Annotated in this window: 27 protein-coding genes; 16 read left to right on the forward strand and 11 right to left on the reverse strand. The window is 57.8% G+C overall.

Annotated elements, in window-relative coordinates:
* Complete coding sequence (locus ACR0AJ_RS13940; RefSeq protein ID WP_170398659.1) at nt 1-237, forward strand: GlsB/YeaQ/YmgE family stress response membrane protein; 237 nt, start codon at nt 1-3, stop codon at nt 235-237.
* Nucleotides 238-300: 63 nt separating this feature from the next.
* A complete protein-coding gene (gene speB / locus ACR0AJ_RS13945) occupies nt 301-1,122 on the forward strand; it encodes an agmatinase (protein WP_480741123.1) in 822 nt (273 codons plus the stop codon).
* Here speB and ACR0AJ_RS13950 read toward each other — a convergent pair.
* The 6 genes from ACR0AJ_RS13950 to ACR0AJ_RS13975 all read right to left on the reverse strand — a co-directional run bounded on the left by ACR0AJ_RS13950 (nt 1,119) and on the right by ACR0AJ_RS13975 (nt 4,947).
* Nucleotides 1,119-1,742 (reverse strand): trimeric intracellular cation channel family protein, encoded by a 624-nt coding sequence (locus ACR0AJ_RS13950; protein ID WP_170350360.1) that lies wholly within the window; start codon nt 1,740-1,742, stop codon nt 1,119-1,121. The genes speB and ACR0AJ_RS13950 overlap by 4 nt on opposite strands.
* Nucleotides 1,739-2,206 carry a ribonuclease HI gene (gene rnhA / locus ACR0AJ_RS13955; protein WP_170350361.1) on the reverse strand — a complete coding sequence of 156 codons (468 nt, stop codon included), beginning with the start codon at nt 2,204-2,206 and terminating at the stop codon, nt 1,739-1,741. The genes ACR0AJ_RS13950 and rnhA overlap by 4 nt, the downstream gene beginning before the upstream one ends.
* A complete protein-coding gene (locus ACR0AJ_RS13960; RefSeq protein ID WP_170350362.1) occupies nt 2,199-2,783 on the reverse strand; it encodes a class I SAM-dependent DNA methyltransferase in 585 nt (194 codons plus the stop codon). Before ACR0AJ_RS13960 ends, rnhA begins: the two co-directional genes overlap by 8 nt.
* On the reverse strand, nt 2,780-3,232 hold the full coding sequence (locus ACR0AJ_RS13965; protein ID WP_170350363.1) for a DUF3429 domain-containing protein: 453 nt from the start codon (nt 3,230-3,232) through the stop codon (nt 2,780-2,782). The genes ACR0AJ_RS13960 and ACR0AJ_RS13965 overlap by 4 nt, the downstream gene beginning before the upstream one ends.
* Nucleotides 3,229-4,179, reverse strand: a complete 951-nt coding sequence (ispH, locus tag ACR0AJ_RS13970) for a 4-hydroxy-3-methylbut-2-enyl diphosphate reductase (protein ID WP_170350364.1) — start codon at nt 4,177-4,179, stop codon at nt 3,229-3,231. The genes ACR0AJ_RS13965 and ispH overlap by 4 nt, the downstream gene beginning before the upstream one ends.
* Before the next feature lie 192 nt (nt 4,180-4,371).
* Nucleotides 4,372-4,947 (reverse strand): LabA-like NYN domain-containing protein, encoded by a 576-nt coding sequence (locus tag ACR0AJ_RS13975; protein WP_058283597.1) that lies wholly within the window; start codon nt 4,945-4,947, stop codon nt 4,372-4,374.
* A 128-nt stretch (nt 4,948-5,075) separates the two neighbouring features.
* On the opposite strand from ACR0AJ_RS13975, the gene folK reads away from it, so the two are divergent.
* The 10 genes from folK to rnc all read left to right on the forward strand — a co-directional run bounded on the left by folK (nt 5,076) and on the right by rnc (nt 13,234).
* Entirely contained in the window at nt 5,076-5,657 is a 582-nt protein-coding gene (gene folK, locus ACR0AJ_RS13980; RefSeq protein WP_480741212.1) for a 2-amino-4-hydroxy-6-hydroxymethyldihydropteridine diphosphokinase, read from the forward strand.
* Between the two features lie 95 nt (nt 5,658-5,752).
* A complete protein-coding gene (gene rpoZ / locus ACR0AJ_RS13985) occupies nt 5,753-6,106 on the forward strand; it encodes a DNA-directed RNA polymerase subunit omega (RefSeq protein ID WP_170350365.1) in 354 nt (117 codons plus the stop codon).
* A 26-nt stretch (nt 6,107-6,132) separates the two neighbouring features.
* Nucleotides 6,133-8,265 (forward strand): RelA/SpoT family protein, encoded by a 2,133-nt coding sequence (locus tag ACR0AJ_RS13990; RefSeq protein WP_170360026.1) that lies wholly within the window; start codon nt 6,133-6,135, stop codon nt 8,263-8,265.
* Between the two features lie 16 nt (nt 8,266-8,281).
* Nucleotides 8,282-8,980, forward strand: coding sequence for a DUF2062 domain-containing protein (locus ACR0AJ_RS13995; RefSeq protein WP_170360028.1), 699 nt, complete (start codon nt 8,282-8,284; stop codon nt 8,978-8,980).
* A complete protein-coding gene (locus ACR0AJ_RS14000; protein WP_480648004.1) occupies nt 8,973-9,719 on the forward strand; it encodes a pyridoxine 5'-phosphate synthase in 747 nt (248 codons plus the stop codon). The genes ACR0AJ_RS13995 and ACR0AJ_RS14000 overlap by 8 nt, the downstream gene beginning before the upstream one ends.
* Nucleotides 9,720-9,758: 39 nt before the next feature.
* On the forward strand, nt 9,759-10,736 hold the full coding sequence (locus ACR0AJ_RS14005; RefSeq protein ID WP_170398677.1) for an NADPH:quinone reductase: 978 nt from the start codon (nt 9,759-9,761) through the stop codon (nt 10,734-10,736).
* Nucleotides 10,737-10,794: 58 nt separating this feature from the next.
* A complete protein-coding gene (locus ACR0AJ_RS14010; RefSeq protein WP_480648006.1) occupies nt 10,795-11,247 on the forward strand; it encodes a hypothetical protein in 453 nt (150 codons plus the stop codon).
* Nucleotides 11,244-11,663 (forward strand): holo-ACP synthase, encoded by a 420-nt coding sequence (gene acpS / locus ACR0AJ_RS14015; RefSeq protein ID WP_170350370.1) that lies wholly within the window; start codon nt 11,244-11,246, stop codon nt 11,661-11,663. Before ACR0AJ_RS14010 ends, acpS begins: the two co-directional genes overlap by 4 nt.
* Before the next feature lie 57 nt (nt 11,664-11,720).
* Nucleotides 11,721-12,557 carry a signal peptidase I gene (lepB, locus tag ACR0AJ_RS14020; protein WP_170350371.1) on the forward strand — a complete coding sequence of 279 codons (837 nt, stop codon included), beginning with the start codon at nt 11,721-11,723 and terminating at the stop codon, nt 12,555-12,557.
* On the forward strand, nt 12,554-13,234 hold the full coding sequence (rnc, locus tag ACR0AJ_RS14025; RefSeq protein WP_480741125.1) for a ribonuclease III: 681 nt from the start codon (nt 12,554-12,556) through the stop codon (nt 13,232-13,234). Before lepB ends, rnc begins: the two co-directional genes overlap by 4 nt.
* A 62-nt stretch (nt 13,235-13,296) precedes the next feature.
* Here rnc and ACR0AJ_RS14030 read toward each other — a convergent pair whose 3' ends face one another.
* A complete protein-coding gene (locus tag ACR0AJ_RS14030; RefSeq protein WP_480741127.1) occupies nt 13,297-14,673 on the reverse strand; it encodes a multicopper oxidase family protein in 1,377 nt (458 codons plus the stop codon).
* Nucleotides 14,674-14,830: 157 nt separating this feature from the next.
* On the opposite strand from ACR0AJ_RS14030, the gene era reads away from it, so the two are divergent.
* From era to ACR0AJ_RS14045, 3 genes are all read left to right on the forward strand, one after another.
* Nucleotides 14,831-15,739, forward strand: a complete 909-nt coding sequence (era, locus tag ACR0AJ_RS14035; protein WP_170350374.1) for a GTPase Era — start codon at nt 14,831-14,833, stop codon at nt 15,737-15,739.
* The gene (locus ACR0AJ_RS14040) at nt 15,736-16,065 is read left to right on the forward strand and encodes a DUF1491 family protein (RefSeq protein ID WP_480741128.1); all 330 of its coding nucleotides are present in this window, start codon (nt 15,736-15,738) and stop codon (nt 16,063-16,065) included. Before era ends, ACR0AJ_RS14040 begins: the two co-directional genes overlap by 4 nt.
* Nucleotides 16,066-16,177: 112 nt before the next feature.
* Nucleotides 16,178-17,077, forward strand: a complete 900-nt coding sequence (locus ACR0AJ_RS14045; protein ID WP_480741130.1) for a hypothetical protein — start codon at nt 16,178-16,180, stop codon at nt 17,075-17,077.
* Nucleotides 17,078-17,267: 190 nt separating this feature from the next.
* Here ACR0AJ_RS14045 and ACR0AJ_RS14050 read toward each other — a convergent pair whose 3' ends face one another.
* Nucleotides 17,268-17,708 (reverse strand): cupin domain-containing protein, encoded by a 441-nt coding sequence (locus ACR0AJ_RS14050; RefSeq protein ID WP_480741131.1) that lies wholly within the window; start codon nt 17,706-17,708, stop codon nt 17,268-17,270.
* 207 nt (nt 17,709-17,915) lie between these two features.
* Here ACR0AJ_RS14050 and recO point away from each other — a divergent pair, with 207 nt between their 5' ends.
* Entirely contained in the window at nt 17,916-18,641 is a 726-nt protein-coding gene (gene recO / locus ACR0AJ_RS14055) for a DNA repair protein RecO (protein ID WP_480741132.1), read from the forward strand.
* Here the strand turns inward: recO and ACR0AJ_RS14060 are convergent.
* The 3 genes from ACR0AJ_RS14060 to ACR0AJ_RS14070 all read right to left on the reverse strand — a co-directional run bounded on the left by ACR0AJ_RS14060 (nt 18,625) and on the right by ACR0AJ_RS14070 (nt 21,464).
* A complete protein-coding gene (locus ACR0AJ_RS14060) occupies nt 18,625-19,017 on the reverse strand; it encodes an META domain-containing protein (RefSeq protein ID WP_480648018.1) in 393 nt (130 codons plus the stop codon). The two genes, recO and ACR0AJ_RS14060, sit on opposite strands and share 17 nt — an antisense overlap.
* 41 nt (nt 19,018-19,058) lie before the next feature.
* The gene (locus ACR0AJ_RS14065; protein WP_480648020.1) at nt 19,059-19,613 is read right to left on the reverse strand and encodes a hypothetical protein; all 555 of its coding nucleotides are present in this window, start codon (nt 19,611-19,613) and stop codon (nt 19,059-19,061) included.
* Nucleotides 19,614-19,772: 159 nt separating this feature from the next.
* Nucleotides 19,773-21,464 (reverse strand): acyl-CoA dehydrogenase family protein, encoded by a 1,692-nt coding sequence (locus ACR0AJ_RS14070; protein WP_170411310.1) that lies wholly within the window; start codon nt 21,462-21,464, stop codon nt 19,773-19,775.
* Between the last annotated feature and the right edge of the window lie 36 nt (nt 21,465-21,500).

Consider the following 21,500-nt stretch of genomic DNA (forward strand, 5'->3'; position numbering starts at 1 on the left):
GTGCCCGTCATTGCCCTGATCGTCATCGGTGCCGCTGCCGGATTTCTGGCCACCCGGTTGATGCGGATTGAGGCAAACATACCAACGACCATGCTGATCGGAATCATGGGTGCGCTGGTGGGTGGGTTCCTGTTGCGCTTTTTTATTACAGTGGCAGGTTGGCTGTCGGGCTTTGTGGGCGCGGTACTAGGCGCATTGTTGGTGATCTGGATCTGGCAGACCTATCTACGCCGCTAACCTCTTGGCGTTTGGGCAGGATGCCAGCCAGATCGCCGGAATATCCAACCTGAAAGGTGCCTCATGCCACATAACCTGAATTCCGGTGACGTCGCTCTGATGGGAGTGCCGCTGGATTTGCATTCGTCTTTTCTGCAAGGACCTGCCTTTGCACCGGGTCGTATCCGCGAAGCGCTGCATTCCGGGGCCGCCAATCTGACAGCCGAGGATGGAACCGATCTGGGCGCGACGGACCGCTTCAAGGATACCGGCGACCTGGAGGTGTTCGAGATGATCGGGCAGGAACCCATCGACCGGATCGAAAAGAGCGCTGCCGCCCGCATCGCAACCGGTGCGCGGCTGTTGTCACTGGGCGGGGACCACTCGGTCGCTTATCCGCTGATCAAGGCGCATTCTGAGCGGTATGAGGGGCTGAACATCCTGCATATCGACTCGCATCCTGACTTGTATGACAGCCAGCAGATCGGCCCTTTGGGCCACGGTTGCCCATTCGCGCGGGTGATGGAAACCTGTCAGATCAATCGTCTTGTGCAGGTGGGCATCCGCACCATGAATAAACACCAGCAGGAACAGGCCGACAAGTTCGGGGTCGAGGTCATCGACATGCGCAACTGGCGCTCTGATTTGGATATCCGTTTTGACGGCCCGGTCTATTTGTCGTTAGATCTGGACGCGCTGGACCCGGCTTTTGCGCCCGGTGTGTCGCATCATGAACCCGGCGGGTTGAGTACGCGTGAGGTGATCAATCTGATCCACCGGTTCGAAGGTCAGCTTATTGGTGCGGATATCGTCGAGTTGAACCCCCATCGCGATCCCTACGGAATGACCGCAATGGTGGCGGCAAAATTCGTCAAGGAAATTGGCGCGCGGTTGTTGTCGCATTAATGGCGGGGCGGGCGGCTTTTGTAAGCGGGCAGTCTCCAGCCGAACAGTAATGACCCCGCCCGCAAGGCCCAGCAGATCAGCGCGCAGGTCGCCAGCGTCACAAGCTCGTCGACCCCAAGACGGTGTGCGATCACGGCGGTCACAGCACCCGCGAAAGCGCATGAAACGTAAAGCTCGCCCTGTTTCAAAACCAGCGGTACCTCGTTGCAAACCACATCGCGCATCAGCCCGCCCAAGCATCCGGTGCAGACACCCATCAGAACCACAATGGTGCCGGACTGCCCCAACGACAGCGCCGCACCTGTTCCAGCCGCGACCGCAATAGACAGGGCAAAACTGTCCAGCCAGATCAGCCAGTTATAACGGCTTTCAACGAGGTGTGCGGTGAAAAACACCAGCACCGCTGCGGCTACGGCGATCAAGATATAGTCGGGTTGCCCAATCCAGAATACCGGATGCCGGTTCAAAAGAACGTCGCGCACAGTGCCACCGCCTACTGCCGTCAAGCAGGCGATGAAGGCAAAACCCACCAAATCCAGCTGCGCTCGGCTGGCCACCAAGGCACCGGTCAGGGCAAAGACAAGAACCGAGGCATAGTCCAGCAGGGCCAGACCGTTCACGATTTGGCCTTTTGGGGCTTGAACGGTGCCATGCCGGCGCGGGCTAGCTCATCGGCTTTTTCATTTTCGGGATGGCCCGCGTGACCCTTGACCCATTCCCAGATCACATCATGCCGGGTCTGGGCCTCATCCAACCGCTGCCACAGATCGACATTCTTGACCGGTTTTTTGTTCGAGGTCTTCCAGCCGTTCCGCTTCCATCCGAAAATCCACCCCGTCACACCATTCTTTACATAGGCACTGTCGGTTATGACGGTGATTGTCGAGGCGCGATCCAGCGCCTCTAGCGCATTGATCGCGGCTAGCAGTTCCATGCGGTTGTTGGTGGTCTCGGCCTCTCCGCCCTTCAACTCGCGCTCTTTCAGGACTTTGTCGCCATCCATTGCGCGCAGCAACACGCCCCAGCCGCCGGGTCCGGGATTGCCGGAACAGGCTCCGTCGGTATAGGCAAACAGTTCAGGCATGGGCCAGCACCAGAATGAACCCGTCATAAGACCCGGCCAGACCCGTTCCCATACCGGTGGTGATCCGGTCGATGGTGAACCCGGTTTGTTCCAGCGCAGCCTCGATCTCGGTCTGTGAGAAATAGGTGTAGTAGCGATCCAGATCGTCGCGGTGTTCGCCCGTGCCCAGCTTCAGGCCGAGGAAAAAGATGCCCTCGGGCTTCATTGCCCGGTGAATGGCCGCCAGGTGGCGCGAGAAATCTGTTCGGGGGGCGTGCAGCAGGGAAAAGCTGGCATAGATGCCGTCATAGGCGTCCACCTCGGTCACATCGTCAAACGTGCCCAGATGCGCGTCGACACCATTTTCCCGCGCGTGTTCGACGAAGGCAGGGGTTGCGTCCAGTGCGCGGACGGTCATGCCCTCGCGCATGAAAAAGGCGCTGTCTGAACCCGGGCCCGAGCCCAGATCCAGAATGTGGCCACTGCCAACGGCCTCGGTAAAGGCCAGGCGGGCCTCGATCTGTTCCGGGGGCAGGGGGATTTGCAGGTACTCCGCCACCCGTGTCGTATAGGCGTTGATCGTTTTATCGTCGGTCACAGGTATACTCCTACGGCGAGGCAGACCAACACGACGGCGGTCAACATGACTCGCAACCGCAGCCACCAGGTTGGGGTCAGCCGCCAATAGGCAAAGATGGCATCCAGTACCAACAACCCGGCAAAACCGTACATCAGATTGGTGCCGGTGCTGACAGGACCGCCCCCGGTTTTAAAGAACGCCCATAGCGCGGGTAGAACCGACAGGGCATAACATGTCGCCGCCTTGCCGCCCGAGGTTTTGGTGGCGAATCCCCACAAAACGCCGGACATAAAGCTCAGGATCACCGAGCCATAGAACAGCTGTACATAGGGCCCGACGAAACGCGAGCCAAACATCTGCGTACCCCAACTATGCAGATCATCGTTCAGATAAGTCAGCGCGCCCCAGATAAACGGGATCAGCCCCGCCAGTCCAAGAAAAAGCGGGGCCGTTGGTATGCCCCTCATGCAGGTTCTCTCAGCACGCGGGGCACTTTGAACTCGACGTTTTCCGTAGCGGTTTCGACCAGCTCGACGGTCACGTCATAGTGGGCGCGGAAGGCGTCGATCACTTCGTTGACCAGCACTTCGGGAGCCGACGCCCCGGCGGTGATCGCAACCGACGAGATACCTTCGAGCGCGCGCCAGTCGATCTCGGTCGCGCGTTGCACCAGCTGCGCGTAATTGCAGCCCGCGCGCGAGGCGACCTCAACCAGGCGGCGCGAATTCGAGGAATTCGGCGCGCCGACAACCAGCAAGGCATCCGACTTCGGGGCTACGGCCTTGACGGCCTCTTGCCGATTGGTGGTGGCGTAGCAGATGTCTTCCTTGTGCGGTCCAACGATGGCCGGGAACCGTTGTTCTAGCGCGGCGATGATGTCCTTGGTGTCATCCACCGACAGGGTGGTCTGGGTGACAAAAGCCAGTTTGCCCGGATCGCGCACCTGTACGGTGGCCACATCCTCGACGGTTTCTACCAGCAGAACCTCACCCTCGGGCAGCTGACCCATGGTGCCGACGGTTTCGGGATGGCCTTTGTGACCGATCATGATCATTTGCAACCCGGACTCGGCGTGGCGCTGGGCCTCGACATGGACCTTGGATACCAGCGGGCAGGTTGCGTCGACATAGATCATCTCGCGCTGTGCCGCGGTCGCGGGGACGGATTTTGGCACACCGTGGGCTGAGAAGATTACCGGACGGTCGTCGGGGCATTCGTCCAGTTCTTCGACGAACACGGCACCCTGCGCGCGCAATCCGTCGACGACGAATTTGTTATGCACGATCTCGTGGCGCACATAGACCGGCGCGCCCCATTTCTGCAGCGCCATCTCGACGATCTTGATGGCGCGGTCGACACCGGCGCAGAATCCGCGCGGGGCAGCAAGGTAAAGAGTCAGGGGTGGCTTAGTCATGTCACGGTCTCCTTAGGCCACAGGTAAGTCTTTTCCCGGCCTTGGTCCAGACAGGAGCTTGTCATTTCCCTGACATGAATCGGTGCTAGCCAATAGATGTTTCAGCACCTGTTCATTGTTAAAAAAGGCGCGGTCAGGATTGAGACACTGACCGCGCCGATTACTTTCCCCGGTTTGATAGGTGGCCGGTGCTTATTGCCCGCCTGCAGCCGCAACGCTGCGTGGCTCCATCGGCATTTCGCGCGGAGGCCGCCCGATCACATCGCGCAAGTCTTCCAGTTCGATGAAATTGTCGGCCTGGCGACGCAGCTCGTCCGAAATCATCGGCGGCTGGCTGCGGATGGTCGAAACAACCGAAACACGCACGCCCTGGCGCTGAAGGCTGGCAATCAGCGGGCGGAAATCCCCATCGCCCGAAAACAGCACGATATGATCAACGCGCGGTGCAAGTTCCATGGCATCAACGGTCAATTCGATGTCCATGTTCCCTTTGACTTTCCGACGCCCCATGCTGTCGGTGTATTCTTTTGCCGGTTTGGTCACCATCGTGAAGCCGTTGTAATGCAGCCAGTCAACCAAGGGACGGATCGGCGAATACTCGTCATTTTCCAATAGCGCTGTGTAGTAGAAAGCACGAAGCATCTTGCCGCGGCGCATGAACTCCTGGCGCAGCAATTTATAGTCGATGTCAAACCCCAGTGCTTTTGCGGCCGCATAAAGATTCGAGCCGTCGATGAACAGCGCTAGCCGTTCGTCTTTATAAAACATAAATAGATCCTTCCGGTACTAACCAGAACGCCGGATGATTAGGTGAGTGAGCTAGAAAATAGGCGGCGCGCTGATATGCCTATAATTAGGGCTTTTATCATGTATCGCAACCATGCAATTCACCGAATATAGCGAGTAGTAGGAGCAAATCTTTGTCAGAATCAGTGATTGCACTGGGTGCGAATCTCAATTTGAGATCATCTGGGCCCAACGTGACACTTCAAAGGGCTATTGACGCGATTTTGCGTCAGGGGGTAGTGATTCGCGCCGTCAGCCGCTTTTTCGAGACCCCTTGTTTCCCTGCCGGAGCTGGGCCGGATTACGTCAATGCGGCTGCATTGATCGAGACTGAAAAGACCCCGGCCGAGGTTCTGCAATTACTGCATGAGATCGAACACGAATTTGGCCGCGAGCGGGTGCAACGGTGGGGCATGCGGACATTGGATCTGGATCTGGTCTTTTATGACGATCTTATACTGCCGGATCCTGCTGAATACGACCATTGGCTTAACCTGCCGCCCGAGGCGCAGAAACAGCAGGCGCCCAAGCAATTGATCTTGCCGCATCCGCGCCTGCAGGACCGGGCATTCGTGTTGGTTCCGATGGCGGATGTAGCCCCTGATTGGCGGCACCCGGTGCTTGGTCGGACCGTCACCGAGATGGTCGCAAGTCTGCCTACCGAGGATGTCGAGGCTGTAACCCCTCTGTGAATGGTGCAATTGACGCCATTTCGTGCTTGTCAAGGCGGGGATTCGCCCTTAGATAAACGTCTTCCTGACATGGATTCAGTAACGGAGAGCGCCCCATGGCCCGCGTGACGGTTGAAGATTGCGTAGACAAGGTTCCAAACCGGTTTGAACTGGTGATGCTTGCCGCCCATCGTGCGCGCGAGATTTCCGCCGGTGCATCGATCACCGTCGACCGTGACAACGACAAGAACCCTGTTGTGTCGCTGCGCGAGATCGCGGACGAAACCCAAGGTGCCGACGAGCTGCGCGAGCGTCTGATCGAAGCCAACCAGACCCAGATCGAGGTGGATGAGCCAGAAGAAGATCAGATGGCTCTGCTGATGGGTGCGGAATCGGACAAACCGGTCGAGGATGACATGTCGGAAGAGAAGCTGCTGCGCGCTCTGATGGAGGCTCAAGGCCAGGGGTAACCCCCAAACACGAAGGTGCGGACCGGATGATTTCTGCTGAAGACCTGATTGCGCTGGTCCGCAACTATAATCCCAAAACCAATGCCGACCGCATCGCCCGGGCTTATGAGTTCGGGATGCAGATGCATGACGGTCAGTTCCGCCATTCCGGCGAACCCTATTTCACCCATCCCGTTGCCGTTGCCGCCATCCTGACCGAACAGCGTCTGGACGATGCGACAATTATCACAGCGCTGCTGCACGACACGATCGAGGATACCAAGGCCAGCTATGGCAAAGTGTCCGAGCTGTTCGGGGATGAGGTCGCCAAGCTGGTCGATGGCGTCACCAAGCTGACCAATCTGCAGCTGTCCAGCCGTGAGACCAAACAGGCCGAGAATTTCCGCAAACTGTTCATGGCTATGTCCAAGGACCTGCGGGTTATTCTGGTCAAGCTTGCCGACCGTTTGCACAACATGCGCACCATCAAAGCGATGCGTCCGGAAAAGCAGGTGGTCAAGGCGCGCGAGACGATGGATATCTACGCGCCACTTGCGGGACGGATGGGTATGCAGTGGATGCGCGAGGAACTGGAAGACCTCGCCTTCCGAGTGCTGAACCCTGAAGGCCGCCAATCTATCATCCGCCGCTTTATTACTCTGCAACGGGAAACTGGCGATGTGATCCACCGCATCACCGGCGATATGCGGCACGAGCTTGAAAAGGCCGGGATCGAGGCAGAAGTGTTTGGCCGTGCCAAAAAACCTTATTCGATCTGGCGCAAGATGCAGGAAAAGGATCAGGGGTTTTCACGCCTGTCCGACATCTATGGCTTCCGCATCATCACCCAGACCGAAGAAGACTGTTACCGTACCCTTGGCGCTATCCACCAGCGCTGGCGCGCGGTGCCGGGAAGGTTCAAGGATTACATCAGCCAGCCGAAATCGAACGGATATCGCTCGATTCACACGACGGTGTCAGGGCGTGATGGCAAACGGGTCGAGGTTCAGATTCGCACCCGTCAGATGCATGACGTGGCCGAAACCGGTGTTGCGGCGCACTGGTCGTATCGCGATGGTGTGCGGTCGGAAAACCCGTTTGCAGTCGATCCCGCCAAGTGGATTGCCAATCTGACCGAACAGTTCGACAGCGAGGATGATCACGAAGATTTCCTCGAAGCCGTCAAGCTTGAGATGTATTCGGACCAGGTGTTCTGCTTCACGCCCAAGGGTGATGTGGTGAAACTGCCGCGCGGCGCGACGCCGATTGATTTTGCTTATGCCATCCACACAAGGATCGGCCATGCGTGCGTCGGGGCCAAGGTGGACGGTATCCGTGTGCCGCTGTGGACCCGGATCAAGAACGGGCAATCGGTGGACGTGATTACTGCGGATGGGCAAACCCCACAGGTCACATGGCTTGAAATCGCAGTTACCGGCAAGGCCCGCACGGCCATCCGTCGCGCCCTGCGCGAGGTGGATCGTGAACGGTTCATCAAACTGGGCAAAGAACTCGCACGTTCAGGGTTTGATCATGTCGGGCGCAAGGCCACCGACAAGGCGCTGGACACCGCAGCCAAGCACCTGCGTCTGAAAGACCGGCACGAGCTGCTGGCCCGCCTCGGCAGCGCTGAGCTAACAGCACATGATGTAGTCAGCGCCGTTTACCCGGAGCTGACCCAAGACGATGGCGACGCCATTTCCCCTCGTCGTGCTGTGATTGGTCTGGAGCCTGGGCAGAAATTCGACCGCGCGCCCTGTTGCCAGCCGTTGCCGGGCGAACGCATCGTCGGCATCACTTTTCGCGGCAAGGGCGTGGTGGTTCATGCCATCGATTGCGATCGCTTGTCCGACTATGAAAGCGAACCGGATCGATGGGTCGACTTGCACTGGCATTCGGGCACACACCCGGCAGTTTATGGGGTGACGCTGGACCTGACCATCGGCAATGACGCTGGGGTGTTGGGGCGTATCTGTACGTTGATCGGTGAGAAAAAGGCCAATATCTCAAACCTGGAGTTCGTTGACCGCAAACCGGATTTTTACCGTCTTCTGATCTCTGTCGAACTGCGTGACCTTGAACAGTTGCATTCGCTGATGTTGATGCTTGAGGCTGAAAGCGACGTTGCCGCGGTCGAGCGGCATCGGAATCGGGAAAAAACCGCAGTTGCGGCAGGCTGAGAAGGGGTGATCAGGAGTGGTTTTCAAGCGCCGAGACCGACGCTCGCCCATTCAGATCGCTTCGGAATTCATCTATCCGCGCGGCGGCTGGACCCGTGCCTTTCATTACGTCAAACACCGCATCCGGCGGCTGCCCGATTCACCTGAGCGTATCGCGCGTGGTGTCGGAGTGGGCGTGTTCACGGCGTTCACGCCGTTTTATGGGTTCCACTTCTTTATCGCGGCCCTGCTTAGCCGGATTTTCAATGGCAATTTGCTGGCATCGCTCAGCGGTACCTTCTTTGGCAACCCTCTGACTTATGTGCCCATCGGGGTCGTCTGCCTGCAAACGGGCCATTTCCTTTTGGGTGACGACTTTGAAGAGGAAGAAACCCACGGCTTGATGGACAGCTTCTTCAAGGCGTTGAGTGACCTGAAGAACAACTTCATGGCGATGTTCACGGGCCGCGATGCCGATTGGCGCGGGCTAAGTGTTTTTTATGATGAGGTTTTCTTTCCCTACTTGATTGGTGGCATCTTCCCCGGGCTGATTGCCGGGTATATCTGCTACTATCTCAGCCTGCCGGTGGTACGCACCTATCAGCAGCGCCGCCGCGCCCGGATCAAGGCGAAATTCGATGAAATCAAGCGTTTGGCCGAAACCAAGGCTGCCGTTCCGGTGGCAAACCCTCTAGGCTCGGGCCGGAATTCGGGAAAGGAATCAAGCGATGTCTGACAAACACCTGCGTCTGGGCGTGAATATCGACCACGTGGCCACCGTGCGGAACGCGCGTGGTGGGGCTTATCCCGACCCTTTGCGTGCAGCCAAGTTGGCCGAAGAGGCCGGTGCCGACGGCATCACTGCGCATCTGCGCGAAGATCGCCGCCATATCTCGGACGCTGATATCGATGGGCTGATGGAGGTTCTGTCGGTGCCGTTAAATTTTGAAATGGCCGCCACGCCCGAAATGCAGCAGATCGCCCTGCGCCACAAACCGCACGCGGTTTGCATCGTTCCCGAAAAACGCGAAGAGCGAACCACCGAAGGCGGGCTTGAGGTTGCGCGCGAGGAAAACAAGCTAGCCCATTACATCGCCCCTTTGCGCAAGGCGGGGTGTCGCGTGTCGATCTTTATTGCAGCCGACCAGCGCCAGATCGAAGCGGCCCACCGCATCGGTGCCGAAGTGATCGAACTGCATACCGGCGCCTATTGCGACGCCCACGCCGAGGGTCGGTTGGACGAAGCCGCACGCGAACTAGAATCACTGCGCGAGATGTCCGCCTTTGCCCACTCGCTGGGGTTGGAAGTTCACGCAGGTCACGGTCTGACTTATGACACGGTGCAACCCATCGCCGCGTTCCCCGAGGTGCGCGAACTGAACATCGGTCACTTTCTGGTCGGCGAGTCGATCTTCCGCGGCCTCACCCCTGCCATTGCCGAGATGCGTCGGCTGATGGATGAAGCGCGGGGCTGACCGCTTCATATCACCATTGTCGGAAGATGGGGTAATGCAATGAAAGCAATTTCATATCGTAATTTTGGTCCAGCAGAGGACGTGCTTGAACTGATTGATATGCCCGATCCGGTGGCTGGGCTGGGTGAAGTTGTGGTTCAGATCAAAGCCACCGGAATCAATCCATCAGATGTTAAGTTGCGGGGTGGCGCGCGGCCAGGCGCTGTCATGCAGCACCCGCTTGTCATTCCACATTCGGATGGTGCCGGAGTAATTGTGTCCGTTGGCTCAGGTGTCGATCCGTCCCGGGTTGGTGAAAGGGTCTGGATCTGGAATGGCCAGTGGCAACGCGCGTTCGGAACCGCTGCTGAGTATATCGCTTTACCGTCAGAGCAGGCCGTTACTCTTCCTGACACTACCAGTTTCGCCGAAGGTGCGTGTTTTGGGATTCCGGCAATGACCGCATGGTATGCCTTGTATGCTGACGGGCCGATCGCTGACAAAACTATCCTGGTGACCGGCGGGGCGGGGACTGTGGGGCGTTACGCCTGCCAAATGGCCGCTCTTGGCGGGGCTCGGGTTATCACCACGGTCAGTTCGCAGGAAAAAGCAACGCACTCTGGTGCAAAGGAATTTGTGAATTACCGCACCCAAAACGTGGCTGAGACTGTATTGGATATGACAGACGGCGCGGGCGTTGATCGTATTGTCGAAGTGGACTTTGCGGCAAATCAGGATGCGTCTCTGGCACTAATCCGGCCGGGTGGTACCATCGCAAGTTATTCTTCCGTGTCGCAAATGCGACCAGAGCTCGATTTCTACGGTTTCATGTTCAAGAACATCCGCTTGCATATGTTGATTGTTTATCAACTGGATGCTGTTGCACGGCGCAGGGGGGAGGCGCAGCTAACGGAATGGCTGGAGCAAAAAGTGTTGAGCCACGCGGTGGTTCCGGCGGGCGACCTCACGAATGCCGCTGCTGCCCATGCAAAGGTCGAGACCGGGCAAAAGCTGGGTACTGTGGTGTTGGAGGTGTGATGTTTCCGGAAGAAAACGCTGAATCTTTTCCGCCAAAGCTACAGGAGCGTTGGTAGCTGTGACGTTGCGGTTTGATTCAAACCAAAAGGTCGGGCTGGATCGGTTAGGCTATTTAGCCTTCTTTTTCTCGACCTTAGTCACCCTTGGATTGATACAAAGATGGTTAGACTTCGAATGGCCCTTCCAAACACTGCCGCTGTCCATTGCAATGGTTTTTTCTGCGTCACTGTACGGCATGGCAAAAGGTATTAGAGGTAAATCCTTGGGCCCTACCTTTAAGAGTTGGATCATCGCAAGGCAGATGGTGCTGACTGTGACGTTTTTCTTCCTCGTGATCCTCTCAATTTTCTATCTGCTCGGAGAGGTTCCCAGGTTATTTGTGAATGTCTCGCGGATCATAGAACTCACGCTTTGTATGCTGATTTCGTTTGTTTTTTGTCGGTACGCCTTCATTTTGGGAGTGAACAAGGGATACTCGGCTTTTCTAAAGAAGGAAAACCACAAACTATGATCCTTGGCATTGGCACAGACCTCGCAAATATCGAACGCATTCAGGGTACGCTCGACCGGTTTGGCGACCGGTTCCGCAATCGTGTTTTCACCGATACTGAACAGACCAAGGCCGAGCGCCGCGCCGATACGGCCGGGACCTATGCCAAACGCTGGGCCGCGAAAGAGGCATGTTCCAAGGCGCTGGGCACCGGCCTGCGCATGGGTATCGCGTGGAAGGATATGGCGGTCACTAACCTGCGTACAGGCCAACCTGTCATGCATGTCACCGGTTGGGCCGCCGAACGTCTGAAAGAGATGACGCCCGAGGGCCATGAAGCCATCATCCATGTCACTCTGACAGACGACCACCCTTGGGCACAGGCCTTCGTGGTGATCGAGGCCCGACCACTTCAAGATAACGCCACGCAGCCTTGACTTGCCCCCGTCGGCCCCGCATGTAGCACCCCAACAACCAAAGGACCGGAGAGCAGTATGGCCGAGGACGTCAAAACCGGAAATCCCGTGTGGGAGACGATCAAAACCATCGTCTATGCCCTATTGATCGCGGGTGTTTTCCGTACCCTGTTCTTTCAGCCGTTCTGGATTCCCTCCGGCTCGATGAAACAGACGTTGCTGATCGGGGACTTCCTGTTCGTCAATAAAATGGCCTATGGCTATTCTTATGCCTCGTGCCCAAGCCTGATTATTCCCAGCGTCGGCTTGAACGTCGATGCGGAAGATATTTGCGGTTGGATGAAAGGTGACAACACGCGCATTTGGGGTGGTGAGCCCGAGCGCGGCGACGTCATCGTTTTCCGTCATCCCGTCACCGGGCGCGACTATATCAAGCGGCTGATCGGCCTGCCGGGGGATCGCGTTCAGGTCCGTGAGGGGCAGATCATCTTGAACGGTACACCAGTGCCGCAACAACCCGACGGCGTCTTTACCGAAACCGCCGAACCTCAAGGCCCGCAAGGCCTGCGCCCGCGCTGCGAGAACGGGCCTGTCGGCATTGGCGGTGTCTGCGAAAAGAGCCGTCTGATCGAAACCTTGCCCAACGGGGTCTCTTACGACGTGCTGAACATCACCGATCAGGGTTCGGACAATACCGGCATTTATACTGTGCCCGAAGGCCACTATTTCTTCATGGGTGACAACCGCGACAATTCCAGCGACAGCCGCTTGCCACAATCCGCCGGGGGCGTGGGGTATGTTCCTTATGAAAACCTGATTGGTCGTGCTGATCGGATCATGTTCTCGTCCGCGGGTCGGTCGATGCTGTTCTTCTGGACCTGGCGTGGTGACCGCTTCTTCAAGGCGATCAATTGAAGCTTTCCGCCGAGATAAAAGCGTTTCAGCAGCGATTGGGGTATGAGTTCGCAGACCCCGAACTGCTGGTACGCGCGTTGACTCATGGATCGGTCTCTTCGGCGACCCGACCCGACAATCAACGGCTGGAGTTTCTGGGCGATCGCGTTCTGGGCTTGGTCATGGCGACGGCTCTGCTTGAGGCCGACAAGAAGGCATCCGAAGGCCAACTTGCCCCCCGCTTCAATGCGCTGGTCCGCAAGGAGGCGTGCGCTGACGTGGCCCGTCAGATCGACCTGGGCGCGGTGTTGAAACTGGGCCGGTCGGAAATGATGTCTGGCGGCCGCCGTAAACAGGCCCTGCTGGGCGACGCGATGGAGGCGGTCATTGCCGGGATCTATCGCGATGCCGGGTTCGAAGCGGCGCGGGATGTTATTCTGGCGCTTTGGGGGGATCGTATCCACACGGTCGAAGCTGATGCGCGGGACGCCAAAACCTCGTTGCAGGAATGGGCGCAGGCGCGGGGCCAAAAGCCGCCGTCTTATGTCGAGATCAAGCGCAGCGGCCCGGATCACGCCCCCGTCTTCACGATTGCCGCTCGACTGCAAGACGGCACCGAGGCTCAGGCAACCGCAGGTTCAAAACGTCAGGCAGAACAGGCCGCAGCCAAATCGCTGTTGGAAAACCTACCTAAGTAGATTGTGGTCTTGGGCAGAAGGCAAGCCCCCTTTCGCCCGTATTGGTGTGGTCAAACTGAACCTCAATCCACCCGAATATATCCGGTTAGCCCGGTTTTCTGATGCTCGATCACGTGGCAATGAAACGCCCAGTCGCCCGGGTTGTCGGCGACCAACGCGATCTCGACCACCTCATCTTTCAACAGCAACATCGTGTCGGTCAGCAATGGTGGTAACGGGCGAAGGTTCGATTTTATCGGTACAAAAGCCAACCCATGCAGGTGGATCGGATGCAGGTTCGGTGACTCGTTACGCAATCGCAAAACATAACTTTTACCTCGTTGCAGCGTGGCCAACGGACCAACCCCTTTCGCCGCATCCCCCGGCCAAGGCCTTCGGTTGATCGACCAGAAGTTATACCCCAGAGAGCCACAAAACCCATTGGTCGGTTCGCCTCCTTCGGGTGTCCAGCCAAAGACAAATTCGTGCAATTCGGCATTCGCCAGATCCGGTTTTGTTGTGGGGTTCACGGGTAGGGGGCGCAGCTCGCGCAGCTCGCGCGAGACGGGCGCACCAACTGCACGCAAGCGGGTCATGGAGCGATGCGGCTGTCCAGGAAACTTGGCCATCAGATCGACAGTCTGACCCTCGCCTAGTGGCATTTTCAAAGCAAAATCCACACGCTGTCCGGGTCCAATCAGCAAGGGGTCATCGGCACTGGGCAATGGAAAGTCAACTTCGACCGGATGACCGTCCCATGCGATAATTCGGGCTTCGGCACCGTTCAGATGCACCTTGTAGATGCGGGTTGTGTCCGTGTTTACCACGCGCAAACGCACAAGGCTGCCTGCGACGTGATCATAAACCGGCCCATCCAGCCAGTTCGCCGTTTGCACATTACCAAAGGTTCCCGCCCTTGCGGCCCCGCGCGCGGTGTAGGCAGGCAGGAACGACCCGTCATCATTCAGGCGGAAATCACGCAGGTTGATCACCTGCTCGCTGTCAAAACCGAGATCTTCGGTCTCGGCGATCACCAGCACTCCGGTCAGGCCATGGGCCATCTGTTCCATCGTCATGCAATGAGGGTGATACCAATAAGTGCCCGCATCCGGAGGCGTGAATTCATAGTCAAACGCCTCACCCGGTCCAACCGGCATTTGGGTCAGATAAGGCACCCCGTCCATGTTATTCGGAATACGCAGCCCGTGCCAATGCATCGCCGTATAATCAGGCAGGGTGTTGCGCACCGGCAGGCGCATCACCTCACCCTGCTTGCCATGTAAAACCGGAGGCGGCGCGTCGGGCGACAGGCTGACCATACCGGTGGTGACCTGATCGCGCAGGGCAAAGCTGGCGGGTTGGACGACCAGCTCTTGCGCACCTGCCGCTAAACCAAAGCCACCTAGACCCAACGCCCCTGTGGCAGCGCCACTACCCAAAAGAAACTCGCGACGGTTCATATCAGCCTCATGAAAAGAAGGATTGCCTGGCTGTTATTGGCGTGGCTTGATCCGGTGATGCCATTCCGACCGCTTGGCCGCAATGCGACAAATGCCTCTGGCCCGCGAGGCCTTTCTGCTATAGGGGTGCGCACTTGCAAACAGGATCGCATCACACATGACCACACGCGCCGGATTTATCGCCCTGATCGGAGAGCCCAACGCAGGCAAATCCACCCTTCTGAACCGCATGGTCGGGGCTAAGGTCTCGATCGTGACGCATAAGGTGCAAACCACCCGCGCCCGCATTCGTGGTGTGGCGATGGAAGGGGATGCGCAACTGGTATTCGTTGACACGCCCGGCCTGTTCAAACCCCGCCGTCGTCTGGATCGCGCCATGGTCGCGGCCGCCTGGGGCGGAGCTGCGGATGCTGATGTAGTGGTGCTGATGGTTGAGGCGCATCGCGGCATCACCGAAGGGGTCGAACGCATCCTCGAAGGTCTGGAAGAGATCGGGCAGGGCCGTACCATCGCGCTGGCGATCAACAAGATTGACAAGGTTCCGTCCGAGAAACTGCTGGCGCTGACCAGCGATCTGAACGCGCGCTATCCTTTTGCCGAAACTTTCATGATCTCGGCCGAGCGCGGCTATGGTGTGGACGATCTGCGTAAGTGGCTGGCCGCAGAACTGCCCGAAGGGCCGTGGCTGTATCCCGAAGATCAGATTGCCGATCTTCCGATGCGCATGATCGCCGCCGAGATGACGCGCGAGAAACTGACCCTGCGCCTGCATCAGGAACTGCCCTACCAGTTGACCGTCGAGACCGAGAACTGGGAGGAACGCAAGGACGGGTCCGCCAAGATCGATCAGGTCATCTATGTCATGCGCGACGGTCACAAAGGTATCGTTCTGGGCAAACGCGGCGAGACCATCAAGGCCGTCAGCCAGGCAGCGCGGGCCGAGTTGGAAGAGTTCCTCGACCGCAAGGTTCATCTGTTCCTGCAGGTCAAGGTGCGCCCGAACTGGCTGGAAGAATCCGAGCGATATTCGGAAATGGGTCTGGATTTCAAAGACGGCAACGCATGACGCGTCTGACGGCTGATTTCTGGGTCCACGCCTATCTGGCAAGGCTGCGGTTTCAGGACATCCCGGCCTACGTAGTGGCCCACGGGGACGATACGGCTGGCGCGGTGCTGGTCAAGCTGAACACACTGGACGGGCGGGCCGTGGCCTTCCAACGCAGCTTTGATCTGATGAGCGGCGAGCGCAAATGGGTTGAACTCTCCAGCGGTGTGGAAATGGATGTGGATGAAGCCATCCGACGCCAGCGCAGCTTTGACCCAGACCTTTGGGTGATTGAGGTAGAAGACCGGCAGGGGCGGCATCTTCTTGGAGAAGAAGGGCTGGATTAACTGCAGCTTGGTCTGGCGGACAAAGTCTAACAATCTATTTCTATTTTGGGTTACACCCTGCACACTGAAATACTATCTGGAATTGTGCCCCCTTCCTAAGAGTTTGGAATTTATGAAAACCTTCTTGTTAGCCTGCCGTCTTCCCTTTTTGCTCTTGGTTTGCACAGCGACTTCCGCAGCGGCGCAGCCCAGATTGGGTTGGATCTATCAACTTGACGGGCTTGCTGCTTTTCAGGGCGATGCGAGTTTGAGTGGAGGTGGAGAGTTCTCGGCAAGCCGTGCTTTTGTGCGAACCACCGCGCTTTATAGCAAGGACGGAGGGAACTCCGTTGGGGTGTCGGCTAGCTTCGGTAGGTTCGATTACAACTTTAGCGAAGCAAATAACCAGCCTTGGGAAGATATCCGAGACATTCGCGTTTCCTTGCCAGTGCGGTTTCGAGTTGGAAATACAGCCACCGCCTTTATATCGCCACAGATCAGATGGGACTATCAAAGCGGCGTTACTGCCTCGGACGGACGTACCTATGGAGCTTTTGCGGGTATTGCATGGAAGCTAAGTGAGCGTCTTACCATCGGCCCTGCATTTGGCGTGTTTTCGCAGTTGGAGGATGACGATATCGATTTCTTCCCAGCCTTGTTGGTGGATTGGGATATAAACGACCGCTGGAACTTGAACACAGGCTCAGGGATTGGTGCTACGCAAGGTCCAGGACTCACGCTCAGCTACGCGCTAAATAACGAAATGAACCTGTCGCTTTCGGCTCGCTCCGAGAGAATACGGTTTCGATTGGATGGAGATGGCTTGGCTCCGGATGGGGTGGGTGAAGACAAAAGCATCCCTGTTGTGCTGGCGTTAGGTTACAGTCCCAATCCTGGCGTTTCGTTGAATGTCTTTGCAGGGGCTGAGTTGGATGGCCGTTTGACGTTGGACGATGCAAATGGTTCGGAACTCAGTCGCCAGAATTACGAAACGGCACCATTGGTCGGCTTTGCATTCAGAGTAAGGTTCTAATTGCCCTTCTGGTTCAGTTTTTCCCTCTAGACTACCCGACCTGCGACTATCCTCCGAAAACCTGGAGCCATGGGGGACCGGGATTGGCCTAGTGCGATCAGGGCATACTTCTGAATCTAATTGTCGCGTCAAAATCGGAGGTATTGATACCGCACAGACAATTGTCGATTGACGCGCAAAGAAACCACTCTTATCCAGCCAGTTCCACCCCGGTTTTGCGCAATACCTCGGCAATTTTTGCACCGTCCTGAACGGGGCCCGGCGCTTCGCGATCAAGGCCCGCGAACATCTCGATGGCGCGCGAACCCCTGCCGCTTATCTCAAGCAGATGTGCGCCCCCGGGGCCAAACTTGAAACTGTGTACTGTCCCGGCCGGGAAATGAACCAGCGTACCGGCGGGGGCGCTTCTGGTTTCCTTGTCCATGACAAATTCGACCTCGCCTTTCACCACAAAAAAGGTCTCATCCCAAGGGTGCGTGTGGGGCGGTGGGCCATTGCCTTCGTGACCGTAATTGAGCGTGACTGCATAATCCCCGATCTGTTCAAGACGTGCTAGCACAGTGATTTTGTCGCCAAGAACGTTCAGGGGTTCAGGGTAGTCGGAAGGTGAGGTGAAAAAAGGTGTTTTCATGGTGTACTCCTGTCTGTTCTCGGGGCGTATCCCGTTCAAATCAATCAATGAACCTGCCCCAGCAGCGCGCCGGTGCCGTTGATCATAGCATTTGTCGGAAGGTCTGGGGACTTTTACAGAATTGCAGCGGAACCGGCATATATCTTGCGCATGATCGGTTGTTGCGGTCTTGTGGCCGGGAAGTTCTATACCCATCAGGAGCCCACTTTGGATTGGCGTGATCACGGCATCCTTCTGACCTCGCGCCGCCACGGCGAATCGGCGGCGATCATTGAGGTTTTTACCGAAGGCCACGGTCGCCATGCTGGGGTTGTGCGCGGGGGCGCCAGCCGCAAGACCGCGCCGATCCTGCAACCGGGGGCGCAGTTGGACGTTCTGTGGCGCGCGCGACTTGAGGAACATATCGGAACGTTTCAGGTTGAACCCCTGCGATCCCGCGCGGCGGCGGCGTTTTCGGGGCGCTTGGCGCTGGCCGGGTTAAACGCTGTTGTCTCCTTGTTGTCCTTTTGTCTGCCGGAACGAGAGCCGCACCCTGCCGTCTACAATCAGACGGAACAGCTGATGGATTTGCTGGGCCAGGATGAAATCTGGCCGCTGGCTTATCTACGGTGGGAACTGGCCATGTTGGAAGAGCTTGGGTTCGGGCTTGATTTGTCCGTATGCGCCGTGACGGGCGCACGTGAGGGGCTTATTTATGTCTCGCCCAAATCCGGTCGGGCGGTCAGCGGCGAAGCGGCAGGGGAATGGGCGGATAAGCTGTTACCTCTGCCGCCTTGCCTGCGCGGAGAAGGCGCTGCGCCGGACGCAGAGATCGCAGCGGGTTTGCAAACGACCGGGTATTTTCTGGAACACCGCGTGGCCCCGTCGCTGGGGCACCACCCGTTGCCAGAGGCGCGGGCACGATTTGTGGATCAGTTTACTCGACGGCTGTAAACACCATCTCGTGCCCGTCTTCATTTCGCAGGATCAATACATCACCAGAGACCTCGGATTGAGTCATGGCCATAAGGGCTGCGAAGTAGAACCCTTCAGCCTCAAGCCCGGCACAGGCGGCGCGGGTCGCAGTGAGGTCTGCAATCTCAAACCACGGATATGGCGCGTTCAGAGTACCGCTGTAGCTGTTGCAAGGGGCATTTCCTGCTATCTTGCCTTCCTTGGGAAAGCGCAACAGGGCGCTGGTCTCAAAGGGTTGTCCATCGATTTCCTGCAACGCCCATGTTTGATCAGCCGCGCCGTAGGCAGCGACGGTTTCGTCTTTGTCGCATTGGAAAAGGGCCAGCAGGGGTAGGGTCAGGATCAGGCGGGTCATGGGATGGTCTTAGCGCAACCTTTGAGCGGACGGAACCGACGTCAGTAGGGGATCTCGCCGCTAATCAATTCTTCCCGGACCTCCAGACGAGGGCGCCAGTTATACTTGGTATCTTCCCGGACAGGCGCCCATGTCAGTGCGCCGCTGGCCCGCCAGGGGTCAAGAATGATCCCGTCATACATCGAATCCCCCTTGGCACTGATCAGAGCCGAGTGGTGGATGATCCGAAACGTCGTCGGCGGGGAAGTCGCCCAGTGCAGGTCCAGCGTGCGGAAATTCTCTTGCTTCAGACGTGTGGTCATGGCTTGGGCCCAATCATTGCACAGCCCAAACTCGCGAAAGCCGTTGATGACCTTGGCGTTGTGGATGATGGCCGAGTCGGTGACGTTCCATTCCTGCTTCAATTGCTGGGAATAAGAGTAGGCAATCGTGGCGGCTTTGTTTGCCTCGGCCGGATCGACCTCGGGGCCAAGGGCCTGGATGGCCATCGCCAGATCGTCAATATCGCTTTGGCCGACGGTCGGTTGCTTGGTCGCGCATCCGCCAAGGACTATTGCCGCTAGAACCGCACACAGTGCGAAAAGTCGTCTGGTCATTTTTCGTGCCATTCTTTCTTGAGCGCAGGATGCTCTAACCAGGTTCGTACCTGAGATCAAAGGGGAAGTTCGCCATCAGCGGATCACAACCTGCCCCGAACAGAAAAAGACCCGGCGCCAGGGCCGGGTCAGTTGGGGAAACGGGAATACCGAAAACCGTCAGCTCAGCAGTCGTCTTGCGATAACCTGAGCCTGAATTTCAGCAGCCCCTTCGAAAATATTCAGAATACGTGCGTCGCACAGAACGCGGCTGATCTTGTATTCCAGCGCAAAGCCGTTGCCGCCATGGATTTGCAGACCGTTGTCCGCAGCCGCCCAGGCCACACGCGCGCCCAACAGTTTGGCCATACCTGCCTCAAGATCGCAGCGCTGGCCGTGATCCTTTTCCCAGGCCGAGAAATAGGTCAGTTGCCGCGCGATCATGATCTCAACCGCCATCATCGCCAGCTTGCCCGAGACACGGGGGAAGTTGATCAGCGATTTGCCGAATTGCTTGCGGTCCTGCGCGTATTGCATGGCGATATCCAGCGCACTTTGTGCCACGCCGATGGCGCGGGCGGCGGTCTGGATACGGGCCGACTCGAAGGTTTCCATCAGCTGTTTGAAGCCTTTGCCCTCTTCGCCACCCAGAAGGTTTTCACCTTTCACATGGAAACCGTCAAAACCCAGCTCATATTCCTTCATGCCGCGATAGCCCAGCACTTCGATCTCGCCACCGGTCATGCCGGGGGTGGGGAAGGGGTTCTCGTCCGTGCCGGGTGTTTTTTCAGCTAGGAACATGGACAGGCCGCGGTGATCGGTAGTGTCCGGATTGGTCCGCGCCAGCAGGGTCATCACATGGGTTCGGGCCGCGTGAGTAATCCAGGTCTTGTTGCCGGTGATCTGGTAATCGCCGTTCTCATCCTTGACGGCGCGTGTACGCAGGCTGCCAAGGTCGGATCCGGTGTTCGGTTCGGTGAACACAGCGGTCGGCAGGATCTCGGCGCTGGCCAGTTTCGGCAACCAGTTGGCCTTTTGCTCGTCGGTGCCGCCTGCGATGATCAGCTCGGCCGCGATCTCGGACCGGGTGCCCAGCGAGCCGACGCCTATGTAACCGCGCGACAGTTCCTCGGACACCACGCACATCGAGGCTTTGGACAAGCCGAAGCCGCCGAATTCCTCGGGGATGGTCAGGCCGAAGACGCCCATTTCGGCCAGTTCTTCGATGATTTCGATCGGGATCAGCTCGTCCTTGAGGTGCCAGTCATGGGCGTTCGGTTCAACCTTTTCCTGTGCATAGCGGCGGAATTGGTCGCGGATCATTTCCAGTTCTTCATCCAGACCCGAGGCGCCGAACATGGTGGAACCGGCCTGATCACCCATAAGACCAACCAGTTGTGTGCGGGCGGCCTGTGTGTTGGCCTGAGCCATCAGCGTCTGGACTTCAGTGCATTGGAAACCGGACAGGGCGTCCCAACCAAGGCCCATATCTTGCAGACGCACGACCTCACCCTGGTTCATCGGGATGCCACCTGCGACCTGATGCAGGTACTCACCAAAGGCGATCTGATGCAACAGCTGTTCCATTTCGCCAAATTTGCCATCTGCATCCAGGGCTTCGGCCCAGCGTTGCATCTGTTGTAGTGATTGGTTGTACGTCGCCAACCACGAAAGGCCGTGGGCGGCGGTTTGATTGGCTTCAATCAACGCGCCAGAGACCCGGCCGTCAGCGGTGACTATCCCGCGGACCGACTCGCGGGCGCGTTCAAAAACTGCTTCAACGGCAGGCAGGGCCGCGCGGGTCAGCGTCAGAAGGTCGGGCAAAATCGCGGATGTCGTCATCTGGGTCATATCCTGTCCGTCATGGGCCATGAATCACGTCCTTCTTTAGAGTCGTCTGGTCATACC

The sequence above is a fragment of the Ruegeria sp. CJ9 genome, from assembly GCF_056536625.1.

What these genes read in the sequence shown, in the direction of transcription:
- ACR0AJ_RS14040 (WP_480741128.1), top strand. Translation starts at nt 15,736, where the DNA reads ATGACGCGTCTGACGGCTGATTTCTGGGTCCACGCCTATCTGGCAAGG.
- ACR0AJ_RS14000 (WP_480648004.1), top strand. Translation starts at nt 8,973, where the DNA reads ATGTCTGACAAACACCTGCGTCTGGGCGTGAATATCGACCACGTGGCC.
- speB (WP_480741123.1), top strand. Translation starts at nt 301, where the DNA reads ATGCCACATAACCTGAATTCCGGTGACGTCGCTCTGATGGGAGTGCCG.
- rnhA (WP_170350361.1), bottom strand. Translation starts at nt 2,206, where the DNA reads ATGCCTGAACTGTTTGCCTATACCGACGGAGCCTGTTCCGGCAATCCC.
- acpS (WP_170350370.1), top strand. Translation starts at nt 11,244, where the DNA reads ATGATCCTTGGCATTGGCACAGACCTCGCAAATATCGAACGCATTCAG.
- ispH (WP_170350364.1), bottom strand. Translation starts at nt 4,179, where the DNA reads ATGACTAAGCCACCCCTGACTCTTTACCTTGCTGCCCCGCGCGGATTC.
- ACR0AJ_RS14030 (WP_480741127.1), bottom strand. Translation starts at nt 14,673, where the DNA reads ATGAACCGTCGCGAGTTTCTTTTGGGTAGTGGCGCTGCCACAGGGGCG.
- ACR0AJ_RS13975 (WP_058283597.1), bottom strand. Translation starts at nt 4,947, where the DNA reads ATGTTTTATAAAGACGAACGGCTAGCGCTGTTCATCGACGGCTCGAAT.
- rpoZ (WP_170350365.1), top strand. Translation starts at nt 5,753, where the DNA reads ATGGCCCGCGTGACGGTTGAAGATTGCGTAGACAAGGTTCCAAACCGG.
- ACR0AJ_RS14005 (WP_170398677.1), top strand. Translation starts at nt 9,759, where the DNA reads ATGAAAGCAATTTCATATCGTAATTTTGGTCCAGCAGAGGACGTGCTT.
- ACR0AJ_RS13965 (WP_170350363.1), bottom strand. Translation starts at nt 3,232, where the DNA reads ATGAGGGGCATACCAACGGCCCCGCTTTTTCTTGGACTGGCGGGGCTG.
- ACR0AJ_RS14060 (WP_480648018.1), bottom strand. Translation starts at nt 19,017, where the DNA reads ATGACCCGCCTGATCCTGACCCTACCCCTGCTGGCCCTTTTCCAATGC.
- ACR0AJ_RS14070 (WP_170411310.1), bottom strand. Translation starts at nt 21,464, where the DNA reads ATGGCCCATGACGGACAGGATATGACCCAGATGACGACATCCGCGATT.
- ACR0AJ_RS14050 (WP_480741131.1), bottom strand. Translation starts at nt 17,708, where the DNA reads ATGAAAACACCTTTTTTCACCTCACCTTCCGACTACCCTGAACCCCTG.
- ACR0AJ_RS13990 (WP_170360026.1), top strand. Translation starts at nt 6,133, where the DNA reads ATGATTTCTGCTGAAGACCTGATTGCGCTGGTCCGCAACTATAATCCC.
- ACR0AJ_RS14045 (WP_480741130.1), top strand. Translation starts at nt 16,178, where the DNA reads ATGAAAACCTTCTTGTTAGCCTGCCGTCTTCCCTTTTTGCTCTTGGTT.
- era (WP_170350374.1), top strand. Translation starts at nt 14,831, where the DNA reads ATGACCACACGCGCCGGATTTATCGCCCTGATCGGAGAGCCCAACGCA.
- lepB (WP_170350371.1), top strand. Translation starts at nt 11,721, where the DNA reads ATGGCCGAGGACGTCAAAACCGGAAATCCCGTGTGGGAGACGATCAAA.
- ACR0AJ_RS14065 (WP_480648020.1), bottom strand. Translation starts at nt 19,613, where the DNA reads ATGACCAGACGACTTTTCGCACTGTGTGCGGTTCTAGCGGCAATAGTC.